The sequence below is a fragment of the Corynebacterium sp. HMSC06D04 genome, from assembly GCF_001807315.1.
Classification (GTDB): Bacteria; Actinomycetota; Actinomycetes; order Mycobacteriales; family Mycobacteriaceae; genus Corynebacterium; species Corynebacterium simulans.
Genome location: NZ_KV788529.1, coordinates 60983 through 84140, shown reverse-complemented (window position 1 = coordinate 84140; position 23158 = coordinate 60983). Strand labels below are relative to the sequence as shown.

General features: G+C 59.2%; 24 protein-coding genes. 3 read left to right on the top strand and 21 right to left on the bottom strand.

The genetic code is table 11. From position 1 onward, the window contains the following. Nucleotide 1 precedes the first annotated feature (1 nt). The 9 genes from HMPREF3155_RS02730 to HMPREF3155_RS02690 form a co-directional block, all read right to left on the bottom strand. Entirely contained in the window at nt 2-1393 is a 1392-nt protein-coding gene (locus tag HMPREF3155_RS02730; protein ID WP_061920370.1) for a protoporphyrinogen oxidase, read from the bottom strand. Then, nucleotides 1393-2433, bottom strand: a complete 1041-nt coding sequence (gene hemE, locus HMPREF3155_RS02725) for a uroporphyrinogen decarboxylase (RefSeq protein WP_070432522.1) — start codon at nt 2431-2433, stop codon at nt 1393-1395. Before hemE ends, HMPREF3155_RS02730 begins: the two co-directional genes overlap by 1 nt. A 66-nt stretch (nt 2434-2499) precedes the next feature. Then, the gene (locus HMPREF3155_RS02720) at nt 2500-3051 is read right to left on the bottom strand and encodes a hypothetical protein (protein WP_061920366.1); all 552 of its coding nucleotides are present in this window, start codon (nt 3049-3051) and stop codon (nt 2500-2502) included. After that, entirely contained in the window at nt 3048-3863 is an 816-nt protein-coding gene (locus HMPREF3155_RS02715) for an MFS transporter (protein WP_235590992.1), read from the bottom strand. The genes HMPREF3155_RS02720 and HMPREF3155_RS02715 overlap by 4 nt, the downstream gene beginning before the upstream one ends. A gap of 64 nt (nt 3864-3927) precedes the next feature. Continuing rightward, nucleotides 3928-4905, bottom strand: a complete 978-nt coding sequence (gene hemB, locus HMPREF3155_RS02710) for a porphobilinogen synthase (protein ID WP_061920364.1) — start codon at nt 4903-4905, stop codon at nt 3928-3930. A 99-nt stretch (nt 4906-5004) separates the two neighbouring features. Continuing rightward, entirely contained in the window at nt 5005-6684 is a 1680-nt protein-coding gene (locus HMPREF3155_RS02705; RefSeq protein ID WP_061920362.1) for a bifunctional uroporphyrinogen-III C-methyltransferase/uroporphyrinogen-III synthase, read from the bottom strand. A gap of 215 nt (nt 6685-6899) precedes the next feature. Then, nucleotides 6900-7787, bottom strand: coding sequence for a hydroxymethylbilane synthase (gene hemC / locus HMPREF3155_RS02700; RefSeq protein ID WP_061920360.1), 888 nt, complete (start codon nt 7785-7787; stop codon nt 6900-6902). Between the two features lie 17 nt (nt 7788-7804). Further along, on the bottom strand, nt 7805-9172 hold the full coding sequence (locus tag HMPREF3155_RS02695) for a glutamyl-tRNA reductase (RefSeq protein WP_061920358.1): 1368 nt from the start codon (nt 9170-9172) through the stop codon (nt 7805-7807). A 114-nt stretch (nt 9173-9286) separates the two neighbouring features. Then, nucleotides 9287-9538, bottom strand: coding sequence for a glutaredoxin family protein (locus tag HMPREF3155_RS02690; RefSeq protein WP_061920356.1), 252 nt, complete (start codon nt 9536-9538; stop codon nt 9287-9289). 138 nt (nt 9539-9676) lie between these two features. On the opposite strand from HMPREF3155_RS02690, the gene HMPREF3155_RS02685 reads away from it, so the two are divergent. Continuing rightward, nucleotides 9677-10693, top strand: a complete 1017-nt coding sequence (locus HMPREF3155_RS02685; protein WP_061920387.1) for an HAD-IB family hydrolase — start codon at nt 9677-9679, stop codon at nt 10691-10693. A gap of 55 nt (nt 10694-10748) precedes the next feature. On the opposite strand, the gene HMPREF3155_RS12530 is transcribed toward HMPREF3155_RS02685, so the two are convergent. The 5 genes from HMPREF3155_RS12530 to HMPREF3155_RS02665 form a co-directional block, all read right to left on the bottom strand. Further along, nucleotides 10749-10850, bottom strand: a complete 102-nt coding sequence (locus HMPREF3155_RS12530; protein WP_003855542.1) for a 30S ribosomal protein bS22 — start codon at nt 10848-10850, stop codon at nt 10749-10751. A 244-nt stretch (nt 10851-11094) separates the two neighbouring features. Further along, nucleotides 11095-11283 (bottom strand): helix-turn-helix domain-containing protein, encoded by a 189-nt coding sequence (locus HMPREF3155_RS02680; protein ID WP_005527601.1) that lies wholly within the window; start codon nt 11281-11283, stop codon nt 11095-11097. Between the two features lie 236 nt (nt 11284-11519). Then, the gene (gene proC / locus HMPREF3155_RS02675; protein ID WP_061920354.1) at nt 11520-12311 is read right to left on the bottom strand and encodes a pyrroline-5-carboxylate reductase; all 792 of its coding nucleotides are present in this window, start codon (nt 12309-12311) and stop codon (nt 11520-11522) included. Nucleotides 12312-12464: 153 nt separating this feature from the next. Continuing rightward, a complete protein-coding gene (locus HMPREF3155_RS02670) occupies nt 12465-13256 on the bottom strand; it encodes a Yip1 family protein (RefSeq protein WP_061920352.1) in 792 nt (263 codons plus the stop codon). A gap of 9 nt (nt 13257-13265) precedes the next feature. Next, on the bottom strand, nt 13266-14195 hold the full coding sequence (locus tag HMPREF3155_RS02665; protein WP_082778541.1) for a Ppx/GppA family phosphatase: 930 nt from the start codon (nt 14193-14195) through the stop codon (nt 13266-13268). A 33-nt stretch (nt 14196-14228) separates the two neighbouring features. Here HMPREF3155_RS02665 and HMPREF3155_RS02660 point away from each other — a divergent pair, with 33 nt between their 5' ends. Next, a complete protein-coding gene (locus tag HMPREF3155_RS02660) occupies nt 14229-15152 on the top strand; it encodes a DUF3109 family protein (RefSeq protein ID WP_070432521.1) in 924 nt (307 codons plus the stop codon). An 8-nt stretch (nt 15153-15160) separates the two neighbouring features. Here the strand turns inward: HMPREF3155_RS02660 and HMPREF3155_RS02655 are convergent, their stop codons facing one another. From HMPREF3155_RS02655 to HMPREF3155_RS02645, 3 genes are all read right to left on the bottom strand, one after another. Continuing rightward, nucleotides 15161-15859 carry a response regulator transcription factor gene (locus tag HMPREF3155_RS02655; RefSeq protein ID WP_061920346.1) on the bottom strand — a complete coding sequence of 233 codons (699 nt, stop codon included), beginning with the start codon at nt 15857-15859 and terminating at the stop codon, nt 15161-15163. Then, nucleotides 15856-17118, bottom strand: coding sequence for a sensor histidine kinase (locus tag HMPREF3155_RS02650; RefSeq protein WP_070432520.1), 1263 nt, complete (start codon nt 17116-17118; stop codon nt 15856-15858). Before HMPREF3155_RS02650 ends, HMPREF3155_RS02655 begins: the two co-directional genes overlap by 4 nt. A gap of 80 nt (nt 17119-17198) precedes the next feature. Further along, nucleotides 17199-17945: a phosphoglyceromutase gene (locus tag HMPREF3155_RS02645; RefSeq protein WP_061920385.1), complete on the bottom strand. Its 747-nt coding sequence runs from the start codon at nt 17943-17945 to the stop codon at nt 17199-17201. Between the two features lie 146 nt (nt 17946-18091). Between HMPREF3155_RS02645 and HMPREF3155_RS02640 the strand changes: the two genes are divergently transcribed. After that, the gene (locus HMPREF3155_RS02640) at nt 18092-19132 is read left to right on the top strand and encodes a hypothetical protein (RefSeq protein WP_061920342.1); all 1041 of its coding nucleotides are present in this window, start codon (nt 18092-18094) and stop codon (nt 19130-19132) included. On the opposite strand, the gene HMPREF3155_RS02635 is transcribed toward HMPREF3155_RS02640, so the two are convergent. From HMPREF3155_RS02635 to HMPREF3155_RS02620, 4 genes are all read right to left on the bottom strand, one after another. After that, nucleotides 19129-20319 (bottom strand): ABC-2 family transporter permease, encoded by a 1191-nt coding sequence (locus HMPREF3155_RS02635; RefSeq protein WP_141741015.1) that lies wholly within the window; start codon nt 20317-20319, stop codon nt 19129-19131. The genes HMPREF3155_RS02640 and HMPREF3155_RS02635 overlap by 4 nt on opposite strands. 286 nt (nt 20320-20605) lie before the next feature. Continuing rightward, entirely contained in the window at nt 20606-21286 is a 681-nt protein-coding gene (locus HMPREF3155_RS02630) for an ATP-binding cassette domain-containing protein (RefSeq protein WP_061920338.1), read from the bottom strand. A gap of 69 nt (nt 21287-21355) precedes the next feature. After that, complete coding sequence (locus HMPREF3155_RS02625; protein ID WP_061920336.1) at nt 21356-22012, bottom strand: response regulator; 657 nt, start codon at nt 22010-22012, stop codon at nt 21356-21358. Beyond that, the gene (locus HMPREF3155_RS02620) at nt 22012-23145 is read right to left on the bottom strand and encodes a sensor histidine kinase (protein ID WP_083281225.1); all 1134 of its coding nucleotides are present in this window, start codon (nt 23143-23145) and stop codon (nt 22012-22014) included. Before HMPREF3155_RS02620 ends, HMPREF3155_RS02625 begins: the two co-directional genes overlap by 1 nt. Nucleotides 23146-23158 lie beyond the last annotated feature (13 nt).

The following is a 23158-nucleotide window of genomic DNA, read 5'->3' as shown; positions in this document are numbered from 1 at the left end:
ACTACGCGAGCAGCCGCTCAACGGCACCGCGTGCATCTGCCACAACGGCTGGCACGCCCACACCGCCGGACCAGGCGCCGGTGGCCTCGATGCCGGGGACGTCGGCAAGCGCGGCGTGCGCTGCAGCGACTGTGTCCAGGTGGGTCTCGTCGTAGCGCGGGATGCCGCCGAACCAGCGTTGGGTGAAGATCTCGGAAACGCCGGCGGCGCGGCCATCGAAGCCGGTGATGTGCTGAAGATCGTCCAAGGCGTAATCAACCAGATCGTCTTCCTCCGCGCGGACGAGGGCGTCGTCGCCGAAACGGCCGAAGGAAGCACGCACCAGCGCGCCGCCGCGTTCAGCCAGGTGCGGCCACTTGCGCGAAGACAGCGTAAACGCTTTAGCGTGTACGTCCTCTTGATCCGTGCCCACCAAAATGCCGGTGTTATCCGGCAGGCGGTTGCCGTTCGGATCGGTATCGGAATCGAACTTGAAGCCGACGACCACAGAACCGGCCAGTTTGACCTTCTTCAGCGCGGCAGAAGCCGCAGGAGAAAGAGCCGGCAGAAGACGCGCGGTAGTGGGCGCCGGGGTGGCAAAAAGCACGCGGTCATAAAGGCCGGCCTCGTTCGGTGCGCCCTTGACGCGGAAGCCCTCGGACTCACGGGTCACTCCGGAGATAAAGGAATCGAGGTGAATATCGGCGCCGGACTTTTCCGCGAGCGCCTCGTAAACCTCAGCGTAGCCGCCGCGGAAAGTCTGGAAAGGCGCCCCCTTGCCCGGGGTGCGTGGGCGTGCCTGCTCCATTGCGCGGACGGCGTCGGAAAGCTTGACCGGGCCATCAGCTGCGAGCTTATCCAAGCTAGCGGCCAGCGCCGGGATCGTGGCGCGCAGGCCCAAGTCATCCGCAGTGCAGGAATAGACGCCACCCAGAAGGGCGGAGACCACGTGGTCCACCACGTCGTCACCAAACTGCTGACGGACCAGCTTGCCCACCGAAACATCGCCACCGATTTTCCACTCGAAAGGCTCTTCGTTGTCGATACGGCGCGCGGTCTCCGCAGAGACCAGCGGAGCGATGGACTCAGACGAGGACGGGATGCCCATCATGCCGCCGGAAGGCAGGGACTGCAGCTTGGAATCGACGTAGACCAGCGGGGATAGACCCGAAGGAGAAACAAAGGAATCCGCCAAGCCCAGCTTGGTGAAAAATTCCACTACCTCTTCGTTGCGGGCTAAGAAAGCCTCAGCGCCCATGTCTGTTGGGCCGTCATTAAACGGAACCGTGTAAAGCTTGCCGCCGATGCGGCCCTCAGCCTCATACACGTCCACCTTGTGCCCAGAGTCATGGGAAGCAATCTCCCACGCTGCTGTAAGGCCTGCCAAGCCAGCACCAATAATCGCGATCTTCATTAGCCCTCCTCGTGAATGATAGAGACGGCGCGGGTAACAGCCTCCGCCTCTGTGGTTGGCAAAACTCCGTGGCCAAGATTCCAGATATGCGTATCGATGTCGCCGGCTGCTTGGGCTGCCGCGACCTCGCCCTTGATGGTGCGCACCGCGCTGCGAATGGCGTCGTCGCCAGCAAAAAGCAGCGCCGGATCCAGGTTGCCCTGCAACACGCTGGCGTTAACACGGCCTGCAGCGGCATCCATGGGCACGCGGTAATCCACGCCCATGACCTCACTGCCAGCCTCCGACATCGCGCCGAGCAGCTCGCCCGTTCCCACGCCGAAGTGGATGCGCGGGATGCGGCCTTCCGCGGCCTTCAAAATCTCCGTGGAATAAGGAAGCACGAACTCGCGGTAGTCGCGCTCATTGAGGTAGCCCGCCCAGGAATCAAAAAGCTGCATCGCATCGATGCCCGCTTCCATCTGCAGTTGCAGGAAGTTGATGATGGTCGGCGTCAGGCGCTCCATCAGTGCGTGCCAGGTCTGCGGCTCCGCATGCATAAGGGCCTTTGTCTTCTCGTGGTTCTTGGAAGGACCACCCTCCACCAGGTAGCTGGCCAAGGTAAATGGGGCGCCGACGAAACCGATAAGCGCCTGGGTCTCGGTCAGCTCATCCAAGATGATGGCGATGCCATCGCGAACCTGCGGAACATCAGTGTCCAGGATGGGCAGCTTGGCGACGTCCTCTTTGGTGCGCACTGGCTGTTCCATCACTGGCCCGCGGCCAGGCACGATGTCCACGCCGACGCCAGCGGCCTTGAGCGGCACGACGATATCGCTGAACAAAATCGCGGCATCAACGTCGTGGCGGCGCACCGGCTGCAGGGTGATCTCAGCGAGCAGCTCCGGCATGAAGCACGAGTCGAGCATGTCGATGCCCTCCCGAACCTTGCGGTATTCCGGCAGGGAACGCCCTGCTTGACGCATGAACCACACGGGCGGACGGGACGGCGTGCGGCCAGCGGCGGCATCGATGAGAGGGGCGTTTCTAGTTCGTGACATGGTCTTCATTATGAATCAAAAGTTGGATTTAAATCTAGTTAGCTCTGCCTTGGACAGGCCCGCGAGCTAGAAGCGCGGATTACGCTCGCGCATAAACTGGTTCGAATCCGGGCGATAGAGCAACAACAACGCCACGGCCAGCACAACCGGGATGGCCACTAGGCCGAGCCCGCCCACGCCCAAGGCCATGGCGGCAATGTTGACAAACAAGCTAAAGGCAATCGCGATGGTGATGATCCGACGCGACCACTTGGAGCCATGCGGCAGTTGCGGCGCGCACAGCGCCATCACGAGCGCACACACGATGTTAGAAATAGCCACGAAGTTGCGGTTGCGGGACAAATAATCAGCAACCTGCTTTGAGGCAGCGACTTCTTCCGCGCCAGAGTCACCGAACATGCCAATCATGCCGGAAACCAGCATGATGATCGCCGCAATCACGAGCACCCAGTAGGCAAAGCGCAGCGACTTCGGCGCGCCGCCGGCACCCGCGGTGTCTACTTCGGACTGCTTGCTTCCAGCCTGCTTGCGGCCAGCGCGGTTGTAGTCCACCGGACCTGGGCGCGATGGGTCGCCCTTAGGCTGGCCACTTCCCTGGCCAGGGAACATGCTTGTCATCGGCGCGGCTCCTGCTCATCCTTGCCAGCCTTCGCATCCTGCTTTTGCTGTTGCTGCTTTTCCATCAGCTCTTTGCGCTCCTGTTCGCGGCGCTCGCGTTCCTTCTCGCGGCGTTCCTGCGCCAGCTCTTGCTCCAGCTTGCGCATCTGCTCCAGCTCGCCGGTGTAATCCAGCGTCTCTTCCTTAAGCGAGAAGATAAGGCCCATTACTGCTCCGACACCAACCAGGATTTGGTTGATGCCATCGCCGGCAATCAGCCAGTCCGGCGCCTCATTGCCCGCGGGCGTGGCGAGGAAGACGAGGAGCGTGCGGAAGGCAAAGAAGAGGGAGAACGCGAACCACAGGCGGCGTCCGGTTGCCGCGGCTTTGCCGCCCTTATTGAGTAAGTGCAGCATCACTGCGAGAACGACGATGATAACCAGCGAGAGCACGGAGGAAAATGCCACCGAGCCATAGCCGATTACCTCAATCAAGGAATCAGAGACCTTCTGACCAGAGTCCTGCGCGGCTTCCTCCGCCGTCTGGCGTGCCTGGGCAAAAAGCACCGAGCGATTCAGCAACGTCATCACCAGGTTCAAAATCTGGTGAATGACCTCCAAAGCCAGCGTGCCCGCCCACAGCTTCAGCATGAGGTTTACGGCCTCCGTGCGCTCCTTCGGAGCCTGCGGCGGCTTGGCATTACCTGTCTGCGGCGCCCCACGGTGCTGCGGCGCATGCTGCGGGTTTTGAGTCTCCGTTCGCTCCTTCGGAGCCTGCTGCGGCTGTGGAGGCTGCTGATTCTGAGGGGGCTGAGGGGAAGCCGGAAGTGTCACAAAATTCCTTATGTACTGTATATTCGCGAAAAATTGGCCAGTGGCCGCGGAAAGAAAGAAGCGGCTACTTCAGCAAACGAGCGGCGTCGGTGGCGAAGTAAGTAAGGATCTGATCCGCACCGGCGCGCTTGAATGCGGTCAAGGACTCCAGCATAACGGCCTCTCCATCAATCCAGCCATTTTGCGCAGCGGCCTTAATCATCGCGTACTCACCAGAAACCTGGTAAACCGCAACCGGCACGCTAGAGCGCTCAGCCGCAGCGGCCAGCACATCGAGGTATGGCAGGCCCGGCTTGACCATGACGAAGTCAGCACCTTCCTCAATGTCCAAGTCGATCTCCAAAAGGGACTCGCGGAAGTTGCGCGGATCCTGCTGGTAGGTGCGGCGATCTCCTTCTAGGGAGGAGCCCACGGCATCGCGGAACGGGCCAAAGAAGGCAGACGCGTATTTTGCGGAATAAGCCATGATGGCGACGTCTTCATGGCCGGCTTCGTCAAGCGCCTCACGGATGGCGGCAATCTGGCCATCCATCATGCCGGAAGGGCTAACCATGTGAACACCCGCGCGAGCCTGCGAGCGAGCCATGTCTTGGTACAGGCTGACGGTCTTATCGTTAAGTACGCGTCCGGATTCATCGAGCATGCCGCAGTGGCCGTGCGAAGTGAACTCATCCAGGCAAGTATCTGCCATAACGATAAGGTCATCGCCGAACTCCTGGCGCAGCTCCGCAATACCGCGGTTCAAGATGCCCTCCGGATCCCAGGCAACGGAGCCGGTGGCATCCTTGTCTTCCTCCCGCGGAACGCCAAAGAGGTCAACGCACTTAACGCCCGCATCGAGTGCTTCATGGGCAGCGCGCTTGAGGGAATCGAGCGTGTGCTGATAGACGCCCGGCATGGAAGTAATTTCCTGCGGCTTATCGATGCCGTCCATGATGAACATCGGCAGGATCAGATCCGCAGGTTGCACGGAAGTCTCCGCGACCAATTCGCGGAAAGCAGCAGACTGGCGCAGGCGGCGGGGACGGCGAACAAGGCTCATGAATATTTCTCCCTAGAGGTCTTTTTCTTTGCCTCGCCAGTCTACTCATACTTTAGTTGCAGACTAACCTTGCCCCGCTGCCAGACGGATGCGGCAGACTTAAGCAGACTTGGTCGCCTTCTTACGCGAGCGGCGCTTCTTCCGCGGTGCCGGCAGGTTGCCCGCAGCGCGCAGGGCGGCAACGTGTTCAGCCAGGGCGTCGATAAGCGCTGGCACCTCAGCAACCTCCGGGACCACGTCGACGCGCAGGCCCAGCTCTTCGGCGGCGGCCTTCGTGGAAGGGCCGATGCAGGCGATGATGGTGCGCGCGTGCGGCTTGCCGGCGATGCCGACTAGGTTGCGCACGGTAGAGCCCGAGGTAAAGGCCACGGCGTCGAAGCCGCCGGACTTGATCATGTCGCGGATCTCCGCCGAAGGAGGGGCGGCGCGCACGGTGCGATAAGCCACGACGTCATCAACGTCCCAGCCCAGCTCCTCCAGGCCGGTAACCAGGGCATCGCCCGCAATGTCCGCCCGCGGCAAAAGCACACGGCCCACAGCGTCGATGTCTTCGACATAGTTCGGGAAGACCTCGACCAAGCCCTCAGCGTTTTGCTTGCGCTTATTCGGCAGCAGCTCCGGGACCATGCCCTTGGCGCGGATGGCATCGGCGGTCTTGGTGCCAACGGCGGCCAAGTGAACGCCGGCGAAGTCGCGGGCATCCAGGCCCAGCTCCGCAATCTTGTTCCACACTGCAGAAACCGCATTCACGGAGGTAAACACGATCCATTTGTAGCGGCCTTCCACGATGCCCTTGATAGCGCGATCCATCTGCGCCGGGTTGCGAGGCGGCTCCACCGAGATAGTCGGCACAGACTGCGGGATGGCGCCATAGCCGGCCAAGCGCGCGGACATGGCAGCTGCCTGCTCCTTGGTGCGTGGCACCAGCACCCGCCAGCCATAGAGCGGACGATTCTCCCACCAGGAGTACTTGGAACGATCGTCAAAGCTGCGCCCCAAGGTCACCACGAGGTCGCCGGGCAACTCGGCGTCGAGCTTGCCCAAAGTTCCCAAGGTGGTCTCATGCGTGCGCTGCAGACGGGTGGTGCCGTGAACAGTCACGTAAGCCTCAATGTCCGCAGACATGCCGCGCTCGATGAGCTCCCGGGAGATCACCGAAAGGTCGGCGGCGGTTGCCTGCAGTACCAGCGGCTGGGTAGCGCTTGCCAGCGCATCCCAATCAGCGCCTTCAGTAATATCCGCCTCGGTATAAGTAGCGCCCAAAGCCAGACCAGCGAAGGAAGGAACGGTAGAAGGCAGGGACATGCCGGGTACTACCTGGAACTCCAGGCCTTCGGCGGCCACGGCCGAGATTTCTTCCTTGATGGACTCGCGATTGAGCGGATTACCGCTGACTAGGCGGATGACGTCAAGTCCATCGGCTTCTACCAAGCCTTCGCGCAGTTGCGCCACGATGTCTTCAGATTGCGGCGCATAAAATACCGCTGCCGTTGGCGGAGCAGGACGCGGCGGCTTGCGGCGCGCGCCAGCCTCCTTGGCCTCCGCACAGATGCGCGCGTACTCTTCTTCCGCGGCGTCGAGAAGCTCCTGCGGTACGGGAACTGCGCGCGCGACGACGTCGCGGATTCCGGAGGAAACCTCTTCATCGACGATTGCGATTGCGTTCGCCTCGAGAACCTCGCGGGCGCGGACGGTCAACAGGTCAGGATTGCCTGGGCCGGCGCCTACAAAAACGACTTTTCCCAGTTCAGACTGAGTGTCCGGCACAGCGTTGCTCATAAGGTTCTTTTCTACGTTTGGGCCTCAGGCACCACGCACGGACATGATCGTGCGCGGCGAAAACCCTGCGACCAGCGGGCGGTGTTCTTCACAGCGTATTAACGGCCAAAATCCCAGGCCAGAAGTCCTGGGATCAAATTAAGGGGGGCCGAATCATTGGAGGCCAATGATTGTGTGCTAGATACACCTTAAATTATCAAGGCCTAAACAAAAAATTAGTTACCCAGCAGCTCGGCTGCGCCACGGGAGAAAAGCTCCTCAGATACAGCGCTGCCCAGTGCCGCAGCATCGTTCAGGGAACCGGAAGCGGTGGCCAGAAGTTGGCGAGAGCCGTCAAGCGCGAATACGCCGCCACGAACGGTGAGCTTATCGCCGTCCACCTCGGAGGTAGCTGCTACCGGAGCGGTGCAGCCGGCCTCTAAGCGGGAGAGCACGGTGCGCTCGCCCAGTGCGGCCGCAGTTGCTTCCTCATCAATGAGGGTTTCGATGGCACAGGCAGCCGCAGAATCCTTGACAGCCTCGATGGCCAGCGCGCCCTGCGCCGGGGCCGGCATGAAGTCTGCAGGCGAGAAAACCTCGGTGGCACGGTCCTGATAATCGGCGCGCACCAACCCGGCATAGGCCAGCACCACGGCATCAAGCTCGCCGGAGGTTACCTTGCCCATGCGGGTATCGATGTTGCCGCGCAACGGCTGGATGTCCAGGTCCGGGCGCACCGCCTTGAGCTGGCTGATGCGCCGCGGCGCCGAGGTACCCACGCGCGCGCCCTCCGGCAGCTGCGCCAAGGTAAGTCCATCGCGCGCCACGAGCGCCTCGCGCACGTCTTGCCGTTCCGGGACGACGAGGAGGAAGCGTTCGTCCGCTGCCGTGGGCAGATCCTTGAAGGAGTGCACCGCGATATCGCATTCGCCGGCATACAGCGCCTCGCGCAGCGCCTGGGTAAATACGCCCACACCGATGCGCTCGACCGGCGCCATGTTGACGTCACCGTGAGTGGTGACGATGTGGAGCTCAGACGCAAAGCCCTTGGCCGCCAGCCAATCGCGCACGTGGCCGGACTGCGTCGTAGCGAGCTTGGAACCGCGGGTACCGATCTTGAACATATTTTTAAAAGTTTCCTCTAATTAGTGCTTTGTTCTTGGCTCTTTTTGACTTCGCTCAAGGCTGGCAGATCCTCGACGTCTACGGAGACGCCGCTGCCTTCTAACTGCAGACCGAACAGCTCCTGCAGCGCCCTTTCATGGCTGACCGATCCGGAGTTAGCAGCCAACTGCTTAGCTCGCACCGTCGGCTCGTGCAGTAGCTTGTCCACCACGCGTTTGAGGGCACGGGAGACATCATCCATCTGCTTTTCATCCAGTTCCGGGTGCTTTTGGTTCAGGCGGGCGACTTCGCATTCGACGAGGTCGGCAGCGCGGCGTCGCAAAGCGGATACTGCGGGAACGACGTCGCGCACGCGCTGTGCGGAAGCATAGGATTCAAGCTCCTCGTTGACGATGCGGCGAGCCTGCGCGTGCGGGCTCGTTCCTGCAGCGATGTCGGTGTCAGCGGCGTTGAGCGAGCGGCTCAGGCGCTCGATGTTAACCAGATCAACGTTATCGATGTCCGCCGCGGCATCATCGATGTCACGCGGCAGGGAAAGGTCGACGAGCATCAGGGCCTTGCCTTGTGCGCCGTGCTTGGCGACGTCGCTTTCAGTAATGGTGAAGTTCTGCGCGCCGGTGGCAGAAATCGCCATGTCTACCTGTCCTAAAGCCTGGGCACGCTCGCCAAAGTCAATGACCTCAGCGCGCACGCCCGCCTCATGCGCATGGGAGGCAAGGCGCTCGGCGCGCTCGCGGGTGCGGTTAGCGATGACCAGCTGGGCGCCTAATCGTCCCGCGTGGGTGGCGGCCAAAGAAGCCATGGCGCCCGCGCCCAGGATAAGCACGCGCTGGCCCTGCAGGTTCTCCTGCCCCATGCGCTGTAGCGCCTGGTCAAAGGCAAAGGAAACCATCGAGGAACCGGCCTCGTCGATGTTGGTCTCAGTGTGCACGCGCTTACCGGTGTGCAGTGCGGACTGCGCCAAAGCGTGCAGTCGTGCGCCGACCGTGCCCTGGTCCGAGGCCGATTGATAAGCCGCACGCACCTGGCCGATGATTTGTTGCTCGCCCATGACCATGGAATCAAGACCGGAGGTCACCGTCATCAGGTGCTCGGCCGCGGCATCGGCGTAGCGCACGTACAGGTAGCGGCGCAGGTCCTCCTCCGGAACCCCGGAAACCTCAGCCAGCACGTGCACCACGTCCTGGACACCGGTGTGGAAGGAATTGGTGACCGTGTAGACCTCCATTCGGTTACACGTGGAGATGATCATGGCCTCGGAAAGAGATTGTGCAGAAACCAGCTCCCCGCAAGCGGTGTTTTGCACCGCGTCATCCATGCTTAGTTTCTCCAGCAGCGCTACTGGTGCCGACTGGTGGGACATGCCCACGACGAGCACACTCATGCACAATCCTCCACTTTCAGATCAACCCTTTGATTGACATAAATCAACCAAAAGCCTAATAGTTTATCCGGCTTTTGCCGAACTAAGGCTGTGCTAAATAGGGGCTAATTAGGACTAATTAGGGCTAGCCGCAAGCTCGGCTGCGAGCTCTTCGTTGTCTACTTCCCAGCAGGAGAACTCTTCTCCGTCAATGACTACAACGGGCACACGGTCGCCGTATTCCATTGCCAATTCTTGGTCTTCATCAACGTTGCGGATATAAAAATCCGCTCCGGCGGCTTCTACTACTGGGGCAATTTGCTCCCGTACCCTAGCGCAAGAACCGCAGGTAGTACGAACCATCAACTCTACGACACGGCGCGACATATCCCTATTTGCTCCTGACTTTGGCGCTTTATAAAAAGACGCCATTGGTCGAAAGGTTTACTATGGACACGATAGTCCGCCTCCCCGTCGAAAGCTGCATGCGTACCCGTGTCCTCTGCGTCCCCCACCCCACCCGGAATGCCCGATTCTCCCCGCGACTTCCTCGCGAATTGGACCGCCAGCCGGGGAAATCTACGCAATTTTCTTGAGAACCAAGCATTAGCGCCGCTTGACGACGACGCACAAAAGACCGCTGGTGAGGCTGCTGCACGCGCTGCGGTGGATAGCATTTTCGGCCTCGACCTAGAGTCCTATCACTCGGGCGTGGATTCCGTGCAGGGTTCTTTTGAGTCCGCCGGCGCGAAGAAGATCACCCAGCCGGATCCGGATGTCCCACAAGACGCCGGGGCCGCGGCCTTCTTCGACGTGGACAACACGCTGATTCAGGGCTCTTCCCTGGTTGCTTTCGCCTTTGGGCTCTACCGCAAGCGCTACTTCAAGCTCCGGGAAATCCTGCCCATTGCGTGGAAGCAGTTGAAGTACCGCGTCTCGGGCAGTGAAAATGCCGACGATGTCGCCGCTGGCCGCGTGCAGGCCTTGGACTTTGTCAAAGGCCGCTCGGTAGAAGACATGGTGGCACTGTGCGAGGAAATCGTCGATGCTTCCCTGGCCCGCCGTGCATATCCGGGAACCAATCAGCTGGCGCAGCTGCACGTGGCCGCGGGCCAGCAGGTCTGGCTAGTAACCGCGACCCCGGTACAGCTGGCCCAGGTGCTGGCAAAGCGTTTTGGCTTCACTGGTGCGCTCGGCACCGTGCCTGAGGTAAAAGACGGCAAGTTCACCGGCCGCCTGCTGGGTGATATCCTGCACGGCCCTGGCAAGACCCATGCCGTCGCGGCACTGGCCACCATTGAAGGCCTCGACCTAGAGCGCTGCACCGCCTACTCGGACTCCGTCAACGACGTACCAATGTTGTCGATGGTTGGCACCGCCGTAGCGATTAACCCCGACTCCAAGCTACGCGACGTCGCCGAAGACAACGGCTGGCTCATCCGCGACTACCGGTCTGTGCGCAAAGCCGTGCGCGCCTACGGCCTTCCTGCCCTGGCCACCGCAGCCTTCTCTTATGGCGGCTGGCGCTGGATAAGAAAGTAGCGCCTTTGCGACAAAAAGGCCCCGGCTCCCTTTCGGGAAACCGAGGCCTAAATGTTTACTTGCCAAGCTTACGACGCTGAACGCGGGTGCGGCGCAGCATCTTGCGGTGCTTCTTCTTGGACATGCGCTTACGGCGCTTCTTGATGACAGAACCCATAGTAGGTTTCCTCACTTTCGAGATCAGTACGTACTAAACCTGCCAGCCACAGCCTGGAAATGGCCGCTAAGGTGCACTTCTCAGCAACCCCACGCTTTGCGAACAAGGCGTGGAAGACGCAGGACCGCTGGCACGAATGGTGACTATCTTACCCAGTCGGGGCCTACGTACCAAAAAAGACAGTGCCCACCACCGCAGACCAAGCTGGTCAGCAGAGGTGGACACTGTCGAAGGCGCGAGTATTTTAAGCTCCGTAAACGGAAGCCTCGAGGTACTCGTTAACCGCAGACTCGTGAACGCGGAAAGAGCGTCCAACGCGAACTGCCGGCATTTCGCCTGCGTGAACCAAACGGTAGACAGTCATCTTGGAGACTCGCATGATTTCTGCGACCTCGGCGATGGTCAAAAAGGTTCCCTTATCTTCATTAGCCATAGTTTATCTAACCCTTCAGCCCGTGACGCGCTGTAGGCTTCCCCTCCCACAGGACATTCACGCACGTGCTCGTACCAGCCTATCGTGAAACCTGTGACTAATGCGACCCAAGAGCCAAATTTTTTCCCAGGTGTCCCCCAGCTCTCGCCAAACTCCCCGCGCAACTGGTGTCACACGAGGATCGGCCGCTCTGATTTTTGGTCCACATTGGGGACACCCGTGCTGCTAGGAAGCCTTTAGCCAAGCTCCTTGGCACGCTGTGCGCATGCTTCTGCCGCGCGGTAGAACGCGCCACGCAAGCCGGACTCCTCCAACTCGCGCACTGCTGCCGCAGTCGTGCCGCCTGGGGAGGTAACGCCAGCACGCAACGCGAGCGGCTCACGGCCGGACTCGACGAGCATGGCACCGGCACCAGAAGCCGTCTGGGTGGCCAGCTTCGTCGCAACGTCACGGGTAAGACCCAGCTGCACGCCGGCGTCGACAAGCGCCTCAACAACAAGGAAGAAATAAGCCGGCGCGGAACCCGCCAACGCTGCGGCTGCATCGATGTCCTTTTCAGCAACGACTGCTACTTCACCGACGGCACCCAGAAGCTCCACAACGCCGTCGAATTGCTCCTCACTGACGTGGGTGCCCGCGGTAGCCGTGCTCATGCCCTTGCCCACCAACATCGGCGTATTCGGCATAACGCGCACAACCGGCACTCCGTCACCGGCAGCGGCCTCCAGCTTTTCTAACTGGATGCCAGCAGCCAGGGACACTGCGACAGCGCTTGTAGGAATCTCTGCTTCTGCGAAGACCTCTTCAATGGCATAAGGCTTCACGCAGCCAAAGACGAAGTCTGCATCCTTCACAGCCGCCCTGTTATCGCTCAAGGTCTTAACGCCGTAGGTCTTTTCCATATGCGCGCGACGATCCTCGCTGCGGTTAGTCACGACGATGTCCGCACCGTCATAGCCAGCGTTCACGAGGCCCGAAACGAGGGCCTCACCGATTTGTCCTCCACCAAGTACTGCAATTTTTGCCATGCCAACCACAGTGCCAGAAAGCCTGCGGCCAGGCCACCTTGTTACCCGCTCCTTTACACCTTGGGCTTAGTCTCCTCGCTGTCGATATACAAAAGCGCACCGCCTGCTTTAAGAGCTAAGCGGTGCGCTTTATAAGGTGCGATGAATTTTCGCCTACATAACGATGAGCAGCGGGCCGAAGGTCAGTACGAGACCAACGAAGGCAGCCAGCGCCATCGAGGCGCCATCACGATTGGTACGCAGCACGTGCACCAGAGCAACCATGAGAGCGGTTACAGCAACGGCCAAGATGGCAACGATGGAGCGGGAGAAGCTATCCCAGAGAATCTCGAAGCCCTTGAAGACGATTGCGCCGAGCACGATTCCTACGAGAGCAAGCAGCAAAACAGAGAACGGATTGAGCTTCTCATCATCTTCCTCGTAATCCGCATCAGACTCAGTCTCAAGCAAGTCCTTCTCCTGCGCCTTTACCGGAACGCTGTTGCCCATTTCCGCGCCAGCGCCCGCCGCAGTGGTACCAGCAGCCGCAGTGGTTGCCGCAGCAGCCTTAGGAGCCTTGCTGTCGTCCTTGGAATCAGCCTGCGCAGGCTTAGCATCTTCAGCGTCCTGCTTTGCCTCAGGCTTGTCCGTTACGCGCTTGATAACGCGGGTGTCATCGGTAGAAGGCTGGGAAGCCTTGTCCGCGGCCTGCTTTTCATCCTGCTCCTGCTTTGGGGCAGGGATGACTGGAGCGGTTTCGTCGATGGAGACATTCGAGTGCTTCGACTCGGCCGGAGTTGCCTTTACTTTTTCCAGGTTGCCGGTGAGCTCGGCAACCGAGACGCCACCGTCTTCCAAACTACGGCGGCGGCGACGGCGTGAACCGCCCTCAGAATCAGCACCAGCGCGCTCCTTCGAGTTACGGGCGAGGAGCTCCGCTACTGTCAACTGTTTTTCGTCAGCCACGTTTATTTCCTATTCCAGTCCCTTATCGGTTCGTCGCAGAATTACGCCTTCGCGGAGTGCCCAAGGGCAGATCTCCAGCTTCTCAATACCCAAGGCACGCATGCTTGCCTCAGCCACCAATGCGCCAGCGACGATTTGATGCGATCGGTTAGAACTTACCCCTTCGAGGTCTGCTCTGTCTGCTGCGGTCATGCGGGAGATGAATGAGATGAGCTGACGAAGGCCCGGTGCGGTCAGCGTACGCTTTACATAAGGGCCCGCAGAAGACGGTGCGGCACCGGTAAGTCGCGCCAGCGTACGGAAGGTTTTTGAGGTACCCACAGCAAGCCCCGCGGTACCCATTGCACGCATCTGATCGGTCACTGGTACCAATTCCGCATCAATGTAGTCGCGGAGCATATTGACCTTGGCCTTCTCAGGCGGATCGGTGTCGAACCAATTGTGGGTCAAGCGGCCCGCGCCCAGGTCCAGAGAAAATGCCAAGTCGGGATGCTCATCAGTACCGGTGGAAAGCTCCAACGAGCCACCGCCGATGTCCAAGTTGGTGATGCGACCTGCAGACCAGCCGTACCAGCGGCGCACGGCCAGGAACGTCAGACGTGCTTCTTCCTCGCCAGAGAGGATCTCCAGACGTACACCCGTCTGCTTTTCCACCTGATCAAGCACGTACTCAGAGTTCGGGGCAGAACGCACTGCCGAGGTAGCAAAAGCAATGAACTCATGACAGCCCAACTTTTGCCCCAGCTCGTTTGCTTCAGCAACCGCCGAAATCAGCTTCTTCAAGCCTTTTTCGTGGATGTTGCCGTCCTTATCCAACTGCTCCACAAGACGCAGCGGAGTCTTCCAATCGCTCATCGGAGTCGGGCGTCCACCCGTAGCGGCGTCAACCGCAACGAGGTGAACAGTGTTGCTTCCGACGTCTAATACACCTAATCGCACACTCCTAGAGTAGTAGGTCTACCGTGGTTAGGTGTGAATCGCCCGAAATCTAGCTCAAAAAATAACCCAGATTCTCACACGGTTTATCTCGGTTTTCCCAGCTCTTCCCCCGCTGCCTCCTCGATCCTTGCAGGCCGCGAGGAGGCACCCGATTTCCCACGGGAATGGTTCGAATTCACCAATCCGGCGGACCCCCACCATGTCTTTTCAATCGATCTCACGTGGGTCGAATCGCACTACACGTGTCAGTTCGGCACCGCGGCTTGCCACGGCATCGATGCCAGCCAACCCGACGTCGGATGTTGCGTCCATGGCGCGTACATGGCTGATGAAACGGATCGGGAGCAGCTTTACGACGCCGTCGAGCGCATGCCAGACAAGTACTGGCAGCTACGCCCAGCTGGGGTAGATAAATACCTTTCCGCCGAAGACCCCACCGAGCTAGAACCCTGGCTCGTATGGGACGAGCTCGACGGGGACGACGGGGAACCAGAGCCAGCACTTAAAACGCCTATCGTCGATGGCGCCTGCATCTTTGCCAACCGCGCGGGTTGGGCCACCGGCGCGGGCTGCGCACTGCATCAGTGGGCAATGGCAGAAGGCGAAGAGCTGACCGTGGTCAAGCCGGAAGTGTGCTGGCAGCTGCCGCTGCGCCGCCATGAGGAATATGAAGAGCGCCCAGACGGCCAGGAAATTCTGCGCACCACCATCGGCGAATACGATCGCCGCGGTTGGGGCGACGGCGGAGAAGACTTCGATTGGTATTGCTCCGCTGATGCGTCCTGCCATACCTCGCCGGACCCCATGTGGCTCTCTCAGAAAACCGAGCTCATTGCCCTTATGGGCGAGGAATGCTACGAAATCCTGGCTGCTCACTGCTCCGCACGAGCCGAAGCAGCCAAGGCTGGCGTTAACCTCACGCGGCACCCGGCCAGCGTGAAGGCCAACGCTTACTAAGGCGCCTATTAAAGATCGAACTTGTAGCCCAGACCGCGCACCGTCACCAGGTGCTGCGGGCGGGAAGGCTCCGCCTCGATCTTCGAGCGCAGGCGCTTGACGTGCACGTCTAGTGTCTTGGTATCGCCCACATAGTCAGCGCCCCAAATACGATCAATCAGCTGGCCGCGGGTAAGAACGCGTCCTGCATTACGCAGCAGGTACTCCAGCAGGTCGAATTCCTTCAGCGGCATCGAGACTGCCTCGCCGTCGACAGTGACGGTGTGACGCTCAACGTCCATGCGTACGCGACCGCCCTCAAGAATCTGCTCGTCGAACTCCTCCTGCGGAGCCTCAGAAGCAGAGTCTTGGCCGCGGCGCAGAACCGCGCGAATACGCGCAATCAGCTCACGGGAAGAATAAGGCTTGGTCACATAATCGTCCGCACCCAGCTCGAGGCCGACGACCTTATCAATCTCCGAGTCACGCGCCGTGACCATGATGACTGGAACCGAGGACGTCGAACGCAGCTGCTTGCACACATCGGTGCCGGACATTCCCGGCAGCATGAGATCCAGAAGAACGATGTCGACGGAGTTCTTCGCAAACTCCTCGAGGGCGGTCGGACCATCCGGTGCGAGGATGACGTCAAAGCCCTCCTTGCGCAGAAGGAACGCTAGTGGATCGGCCAGCGACTCTTCATCTTCAACGATGAGGATGTTGGTCATTGTGCTTTGTCCTTTCGACGTGCGGCTACGCGAGCGACGGCACGAGGAAGCCCAGGCGCAGCTGAGCTGACGGCACCATCTACTTCATTATCCTGATTCTCTACGTTATCCGCTGCAGTTTCGTCTTTGTAAATAGGTAGCTCGATCGTGAAGGTCGAGCCCGTGCCCGGCCGCGACCACAGCTTGATGTTGCCACCGTGGTTGGCCACAACGTGCTTAACGATAGCCAGTCCCAGACCCGTGCCACCGGTCTGGCGCGAGCGAGCTTTATCCACGCGGAAGAAGCGCTCGAAGACTCGCTTTTGGTCCTCCGGGGCGATACCGATTCCGCGGTCAGTCACGCGCACGAGCACGATATCGGTACCGACGATCTTGAGGGTCACCGACACCGGCATCTCATCCGGCGAGTAATGGATTGCATTGGAGATGAGGTTGGAAATAGCGGTGATAAGCAGCGCCTTATCGCCCTTGACCTGCACTCCCACCGGCTTGCCGCGGGTAAGTTCATTCTGATGTGAATCGGCTGCCAGCTGATTGCGGGAGATTGCTTCATCCACCAATTCATCAAGATTTAGCGGCTCCATCTCCGGCAGCGCCTCCGCACCTTGAAGCTTGGAAAGCGCGATCAGCTCGTTGACCATATCCGCCATGCGGTTGGCTTCTTTTTGTAGTTTGCCACCGAAGTATTCCACGGTTTCAACGTCAGCCGGGTCATTGAGCAGAGCCTCCGCCAGCAATGCGATGCCGCCGACAGGGGTCTTAAGCTCGTGGGAGACATTCGCCACAAAGTCGCGGCGAGCGGCTTCCATGCGCACAGACTCCGATTCGTCGGTGCCGTAGACGATGACGAAGCGGTCGTCGTTAAGCGTCAGCGGCTTAACCACCGCCAGCACCTGAGTCACTCGGTTACCGGTACGGCGCTTCGGAATGGAAAGGTCAAGCGAGCGCGTTTCCTTGTCCGCGAAGACCTCCTCCGCGACCTTCCAGATATCCGGATTAACAGTGCGATCATGGACCAAAGACATCTCATGGGCTGAAGGATTAGAAAGGATGACCTCCTTCGAGCGCGAGAGAACCGTGATGCCTGTCGGCGCGCCTTGGATAGCCAAGTGCAAAACCTGGCTCACGGTAGTGACTCTGTTGGAATCAGCATCATTAGATTTGCGGAAACGCTCGATGCGCCCGCGCACCCAAGAGATCACCGGTAGAGCGAAGGCGCAAACCACCACGCCGGCTAGAAAAGCTAAAAGTAATTCCACGTATCTATTACCAGTTAAAACAAAACAATCCCCAGGGAGTATAGACCCCCGGGGAATTGTACGCAGTACTTCAAAAGCTCTTACTTGCCGCCCTGCGCCGCAACCGCTGCGGCGCCGGCAGCAGCAGCTTCCGGATCCAGGTAGGTGCCGCCTGGGTTCTGGACGCTGCCGTCTTCCGCAATCTCGTAGACCAGCGGAATGCCCGTAGGAATATTCAGGCCAGCGATGTCTTCGTCAGAGATGTTGTCCAGGTGCTTGACCAGCGCACGCAGGGAGTTGCCGTGTGCGGCGATGAGAACGACCTCGCCCTTCTTGGCGCGTGGGAGGATCTCCTCCTCGAAGTACGGAACGAGGCGCTCGACGACGTCCTTCAGGCATTCGGTGCGCGGGACCTGCTCCAGGTCCCCGTAGCGCGGGTCGGCGCTCTGGGAGTACTCGGAGGAATCTTCCAGCTCTGGCGGCGGGGTGCCGTAGGAACGGCGCCATGCCATGAACTGCTCTTCGCCGTACTTGTCCTTAGTCTCTGCCTTGTTCAGGCCCTGCAGAGCGCCGTAGTGGCGCTCGTTGAGGCGCCAATCGCGCACGACCGGGATCCAGTGACGGTCTGCCGCGTTAAGCGCAATGTTTGCGGTGCGGATAGCACGGCGCAGCAGTGAGGTGTAGAGAACCTCCGGCAGCAGGCCCTTTTCCTTCAGCAGCTCGCCGCCGCGCTTTGCTTCTGCCTCGCCCTTTGCGGTGAGGTCCACGTCGACCCAACCGGTGAACTGGTTGGATTCGTTCCACTGGGATTGTCCGTGTCGAAGAAGAATAAGCTTTCCTTGAGTCATGCCTTCAAGCATGCCAGTTTTTAATAGTCCGCGCTGCAACTTTTAGCCCTCAGAGGTAACCGAAAATTTCCTACAATGGGCTTTTACTGCTCAAGAAATCTAAATCACAATTAAATGGAAAACACTCGCCGAAAGCAGAAGCTGCCATGCACGTCATTCAGATAGCCCCACCCCACTTGGAAACCAACGATTCCCCTTCCCTAGCGCTGCGCGTATGCCACGAGGCGGACAGCGCATTGCTTAAATACCTCGCAGGCAACGATGATTTCTGCGAGTCCATGGACAGCTTGCTCAATAGTTTGCGTCCAAGTTCCCAGCGCCTTTCCTTCCTGCTCGCCGCCTGCGAGCAGGAAGGCCAGCTGCGCGCCCAGGAGGATGAGACCGACCTCGGTGCGCGCGGGTTCCTGCGAGTAAACATGCCGCTGACGGGTGAGACCACGCTGGCCTATTTGGCCCCCATCTTCGTCGATGACTACAGCGAAGAAGTTCTCGATGCGCTCTTGGATGCGGCCGCGGAGCTCATGGCACAGCACGGCCGCACCACCATTACATTGGATGTTGACTTTGCTATAGGCGGGCTTGACGACGACCCCCGCGCCGCCGCTTTCACAGGCCACGGCTTTGTACTCGGCATCGTGGAGCAGGCTTGCCAGCTTGAACTCGCCAAAGCCGAGCCAGCGCAGCTGCCTGCAGGCCTGCGCGCCGAGTACTTCGAGGGCCACCTCCTGCCCGAGCACCTCTCGGACCACACCGACTCTTTCCTTGAGATCCTCTCAATTGCTGACCTCGACGTCCCCACCGCCGAAGGCCCCATCGAGCGCGAGTGGACCGAAGAAATGCTGCAGGAAGCCGCAAAGCACCATGCTCGCTCCAAGACGGTCACGGCCAATGCGGTTCTCATCGATGAAGAAGGCATCGCCGCCCTCTCCGTGCTGCTCCTCGATCCCTCACACCCCGAAGTAGCCAAGCAAGAGCTGACCATCACCCACCGCCGCGCCCGTGGCCGTGGCTGGGGCATGCTGGTCAAGCAGGCGCTCTGGGGCGAAGCCGCTGCCCGCTACCCACGCTTAAAGCGTGTCACCACCTACAACGCGCTGAGCAACGAGCGCATGCTCGCCATCAACGCGAAGCTGGGCATTGAGCCGAAGTTCTGGTGGACTTCCTGGACGAAGTCACTCGCGAGTTAAGAATCCGAGCTCCCGACCATGGGAGCCTTCTTCTGCCAGCAGAAACAAAGGGATGCGAGCGCTACCACAATCACGGGTATCGCTACTGTCATTCGGCCGATATTCGTGACCGTCTCCGGCCAAGCGCTAAAGGCTACAGTCCACAATGGAGTATTCGCTAGGACATCTCCGCCCAACGTAAGCGAAATGATCGCAAACACGATGCTCAGAGCAAGCGTGAACGTGCTCCCGAATCGGGCATTTAATAGCAAGCTTGCCAAAGCGATAATGGTGCCCACTGCGATGCTGAGCACGAGGCGGCGAAGCTCATCGCCAAGCGCACCGCCAGCAATGAGCCCAGCAAGCAAGCTGCATGCTGACATTACAGCGACCACGCTGATTAACCAGTAGATCAAGGTGCTTCGGCACCCTCGATATTCGAGCAACATCAACGGCCAACTATCGCGCAGTGCAGCCCATCCCAGCACGGGTGCAAGCCCCGATCCGATGGGCAAAATGCCGAACACGAACAGGCCATGGACATAAGAGGCCGGGTACAGCAAAGCGGTAAATACCAGCAGCGTTGCGCTAAGGACCATGCAGGCCACTAGCGCTGGTGCCGTAGCCGCAAAGCAAAGCGCTAAAAATGGCCGTGGCCGTTGTGCACAATCCCTTGTAACCACAGCGGGCTTCCACCCCACCCCAGGTTCGTTTGCTGTCGCTTTCGAGCGTCGGACTAGCCGTGGGTGCCAGCTATCTGGTGCCCAGAGCGCTGCTGCAATTCCCACCAGAGCAAGAAGAACGCACAAAGCTAATGCGTTCCATGGTTTCTCAGCTGCCAAAGACGCACCCGGCTCAAGTGGAACGGAGTTTCGGTGAATGCCCATAATCGGCAATACAGCTCGCACCGGCCATGCTGGCGGGCACATCCACCAATTGTCGGCTTCCACGACGGGATTTAGAGCAAAGAATAGTTGCCAGATAACAAACACTACGAGTGTCACTACCAAGTTGGTCAGGCGTGCTACTGCTGCTGCCAATCCAGCAATACCAATCGAGCCGACAAAGCACAGCACACCGACAGCGAGAATGCGTGAGCTATTCTCGCGCGAATAGACGGCCAACCAACTTCCGCCGAAATTAATTACATGAAATACAGCGATGCTGAGGAGGACAACGAGGAGGCGGGCCAACCTTTCGGCATTCAAGAATCGCGTCCTTTGCACCTTCGGAAGCCCCGCCAAACGCATATGCGTCCCGCCAAACCGAGCACGCTTCTCCCGTGCCTCCGCAGCTGCAGCAAACATTGCAACAAGTGGAGCCGCCATCCCGGTGACATACATTGATTGCCACATGAGTACGCCCGTCGCATCGGTGGCAGGAGATGCAAGGCGAGAAAGGTTATATGTCAGAAGGACCAAAGGCACGGCTATCAAAGGCAACCACACCAACGAAGTACCGCGAGCGCGCAACAGCTCGGTATGAAGCTGACGCCTAAACATTGCGTCCCCCTGCGGTGAGGCGGAAGAACTCTTCTTCCAAGTTTCCTTCCGGAGCCAAATCACGCAGAGGCCCCGAATAAACGATTTCACCTTGTGCAAGCACAGAAATGTCATCTGCGAGATGAAGTACTTCCCCAAGTTGGTGAGAACTAACTAGAACCGTGCCGCCTCGCGCAGCCCAGTCACGCAGCAGCTCACGCAGCTCACTAATTCCTTGCGGGTCAAGGCCATTTTGCGGCTCATCAAGTACGAGCACTTCGGGGTCGCCGAGAATCGCTTGTCCTAGGGCCAACCTAGCTTTCATTCCGGTGGAAAAACTCTTGGCTTTCTTGCCACCGACGTCCACCAGCCCAACCACAGCAAGAGCCCGATCGGCCTCCTCCGCGGGCAGACCAAGCAATCTTGTGTGCACAAGGAGGTTATTCCGTGCGCTGAGGTGGCCGTAGAAAGCTGGCCCATTCAAGGACGCACCGACCGTGGGCAGCTTACCGATTGTTCCCGAATCTGCAGATGAAAGTCCCAACAAAATCGACATCAGGGTGGACTTTCCCGCGCCGTTTCGCCCAAGCAAAGCATGTACTCGTCCAGGAGTTACTGAAAGCGAGACGTCGTTGAGGACTCGCTGGTTCCCGAACGACTTGGTGACACGTGACAAGCTAAGTGATGAGGACATGAAAGAAGTATGTCGCCGTAGCTTCTTTCCTGTATCCCCCAGCAGAACCAACCTTGGCCGGAAGTTCTCCTACTGCAGTAGGACTTTTTGGCCTAGCAACACCAAAGCCACACGGTCCCTAGCTTGCAGCTTCGACATGAGCGAGGAAACGTGCGTCTTTACGGTGGTCTCAGCGAGGACGAGTTCTTGGGCAATTTCCCGGTTAGTCGCGCCACTAGTGATCAGCCGCAGCACTTCCAACTCGCGTCGAGTCACCAATGCAAGCCCTTGCCTTTGCGCTGCTGATAGTTCGGCTCGTCCAGCAATCGCTGCGCGATAGCCCTCCAAAACCGTTCCGGTCACTCCGCTTGCTAGGACGGCTTCTCCTGCATGAACCGCACGAACAGCGCCTAAAAGCACCTCCGGGTCTGAATCTTTGAGAAGAAAACCATGGACTCCCGCGAGCAACGCAGAACGAACCAGCTCCTCTTCATTAAACGTCGTTAGCATGATCACCCTAAGTGACGGGTTCCTTGCCAAGAGGGCACTTGCAGCAGCTATTCCATCCATCCCTGGCATCCGAATATCAAGAATCGCAATATCGAGCGAATGCGCAGCTGCAGCCTCGACGGCTGCTTGCCCATCACCGACCGCGGCAACGACCTTAATGTCCCCTGCGGCATTAAGAATGGTTTCCAACGCACTGCGCAGCAGCGGCTGGTCATCAGCAAGAAGTACTCGAATCATTATGTTGTCCTCTGCGGAAATTGTGCTTCCACTAGGAAGTGCCGAGCGTCTCCGGAGGTACGCACCCAGCCACCCAATGCTGTAGCCCTTTCGGCGATTCCCACCAAACCTACACCGGCTCCTGATGTCTCTCCTTGTGGTCTACCCCATGACTCAACACTCAGCGCAGCAGAATCAGAAAGTTTCAGGCGAACTGTCGCCCCTGTCCCTTGGTGGCGAAGCACATTAGTCAGTGCCTCCGTGATAATCCGGACCAAAGCCAATTGGGTTAGCGCAGGAAGAGTCACCGGGGTATTCGGTAAATCTGCGCTGATATCAAGGCCTGCAGCGCGAAAACCGTCCACGACCTTGGGAATATCGGATAGTTGGCGAGATGGCTCGCGCGTTGTCGGCGCCCGTAGCGAGGACACAATTGAACGCACCTCCGCGAGCGCTCCGTCCGCTTCAGTTCGGATAGTTCGCAATGCTTCCTCCGATGTCCCCGAAGCAACAAGACCAGCATTTGCTTGAACTTTGATGAGGGTCAACGAATGAGCTAGTACGTCATGTAGTTCACGCGCGATAAGAAGCCGCTCTTCTTCCTGAGCTTCACGCTGTCGCGCCTGCCGTTCCACCTCCTTGTCACGCAAACGCACCGCAACTACATAAACGAGTAACAAAAGTAGCCAGTGGAAAAGGAAAGTAAATAGAAAATCCGTTCCGCTTCGGTATCGCTCGGTCAGGTCTGGTTGCAGCTTCCACATGAACGGCGAAGCGAAAGTGCCAGCGAACGTTGCGCCGAGAATAGCCTTTGGAATCCACCGTTCTTCACATAAACGCGCAGAAGAATAAACAGCTAAAGGAGCAGCAACCAACCACGGAGAGAATCCAGAATTCGTCGGGAGCGCCAGCATCCAGGTAATTGCCCATGCCCCTAGACAGAAAATCATCCCTACCGGAGCAATGACAGGCCGCGACCGCCAAATGAGAAAGAACGGGACAAAGGCCCACGAAACCACAGCTTGCACGATGTGGATCTCCATAGGCAGCGGCCCCAGTACCAGGGTGTACAAGAGCGCCAATAACACGGCCAAGCCCGCAAGCAGCACATCGCCTAAGCGGAGAGTGCGCAGAAAAGTCATGCCCTTAGACATCAAGTCTTTTGTC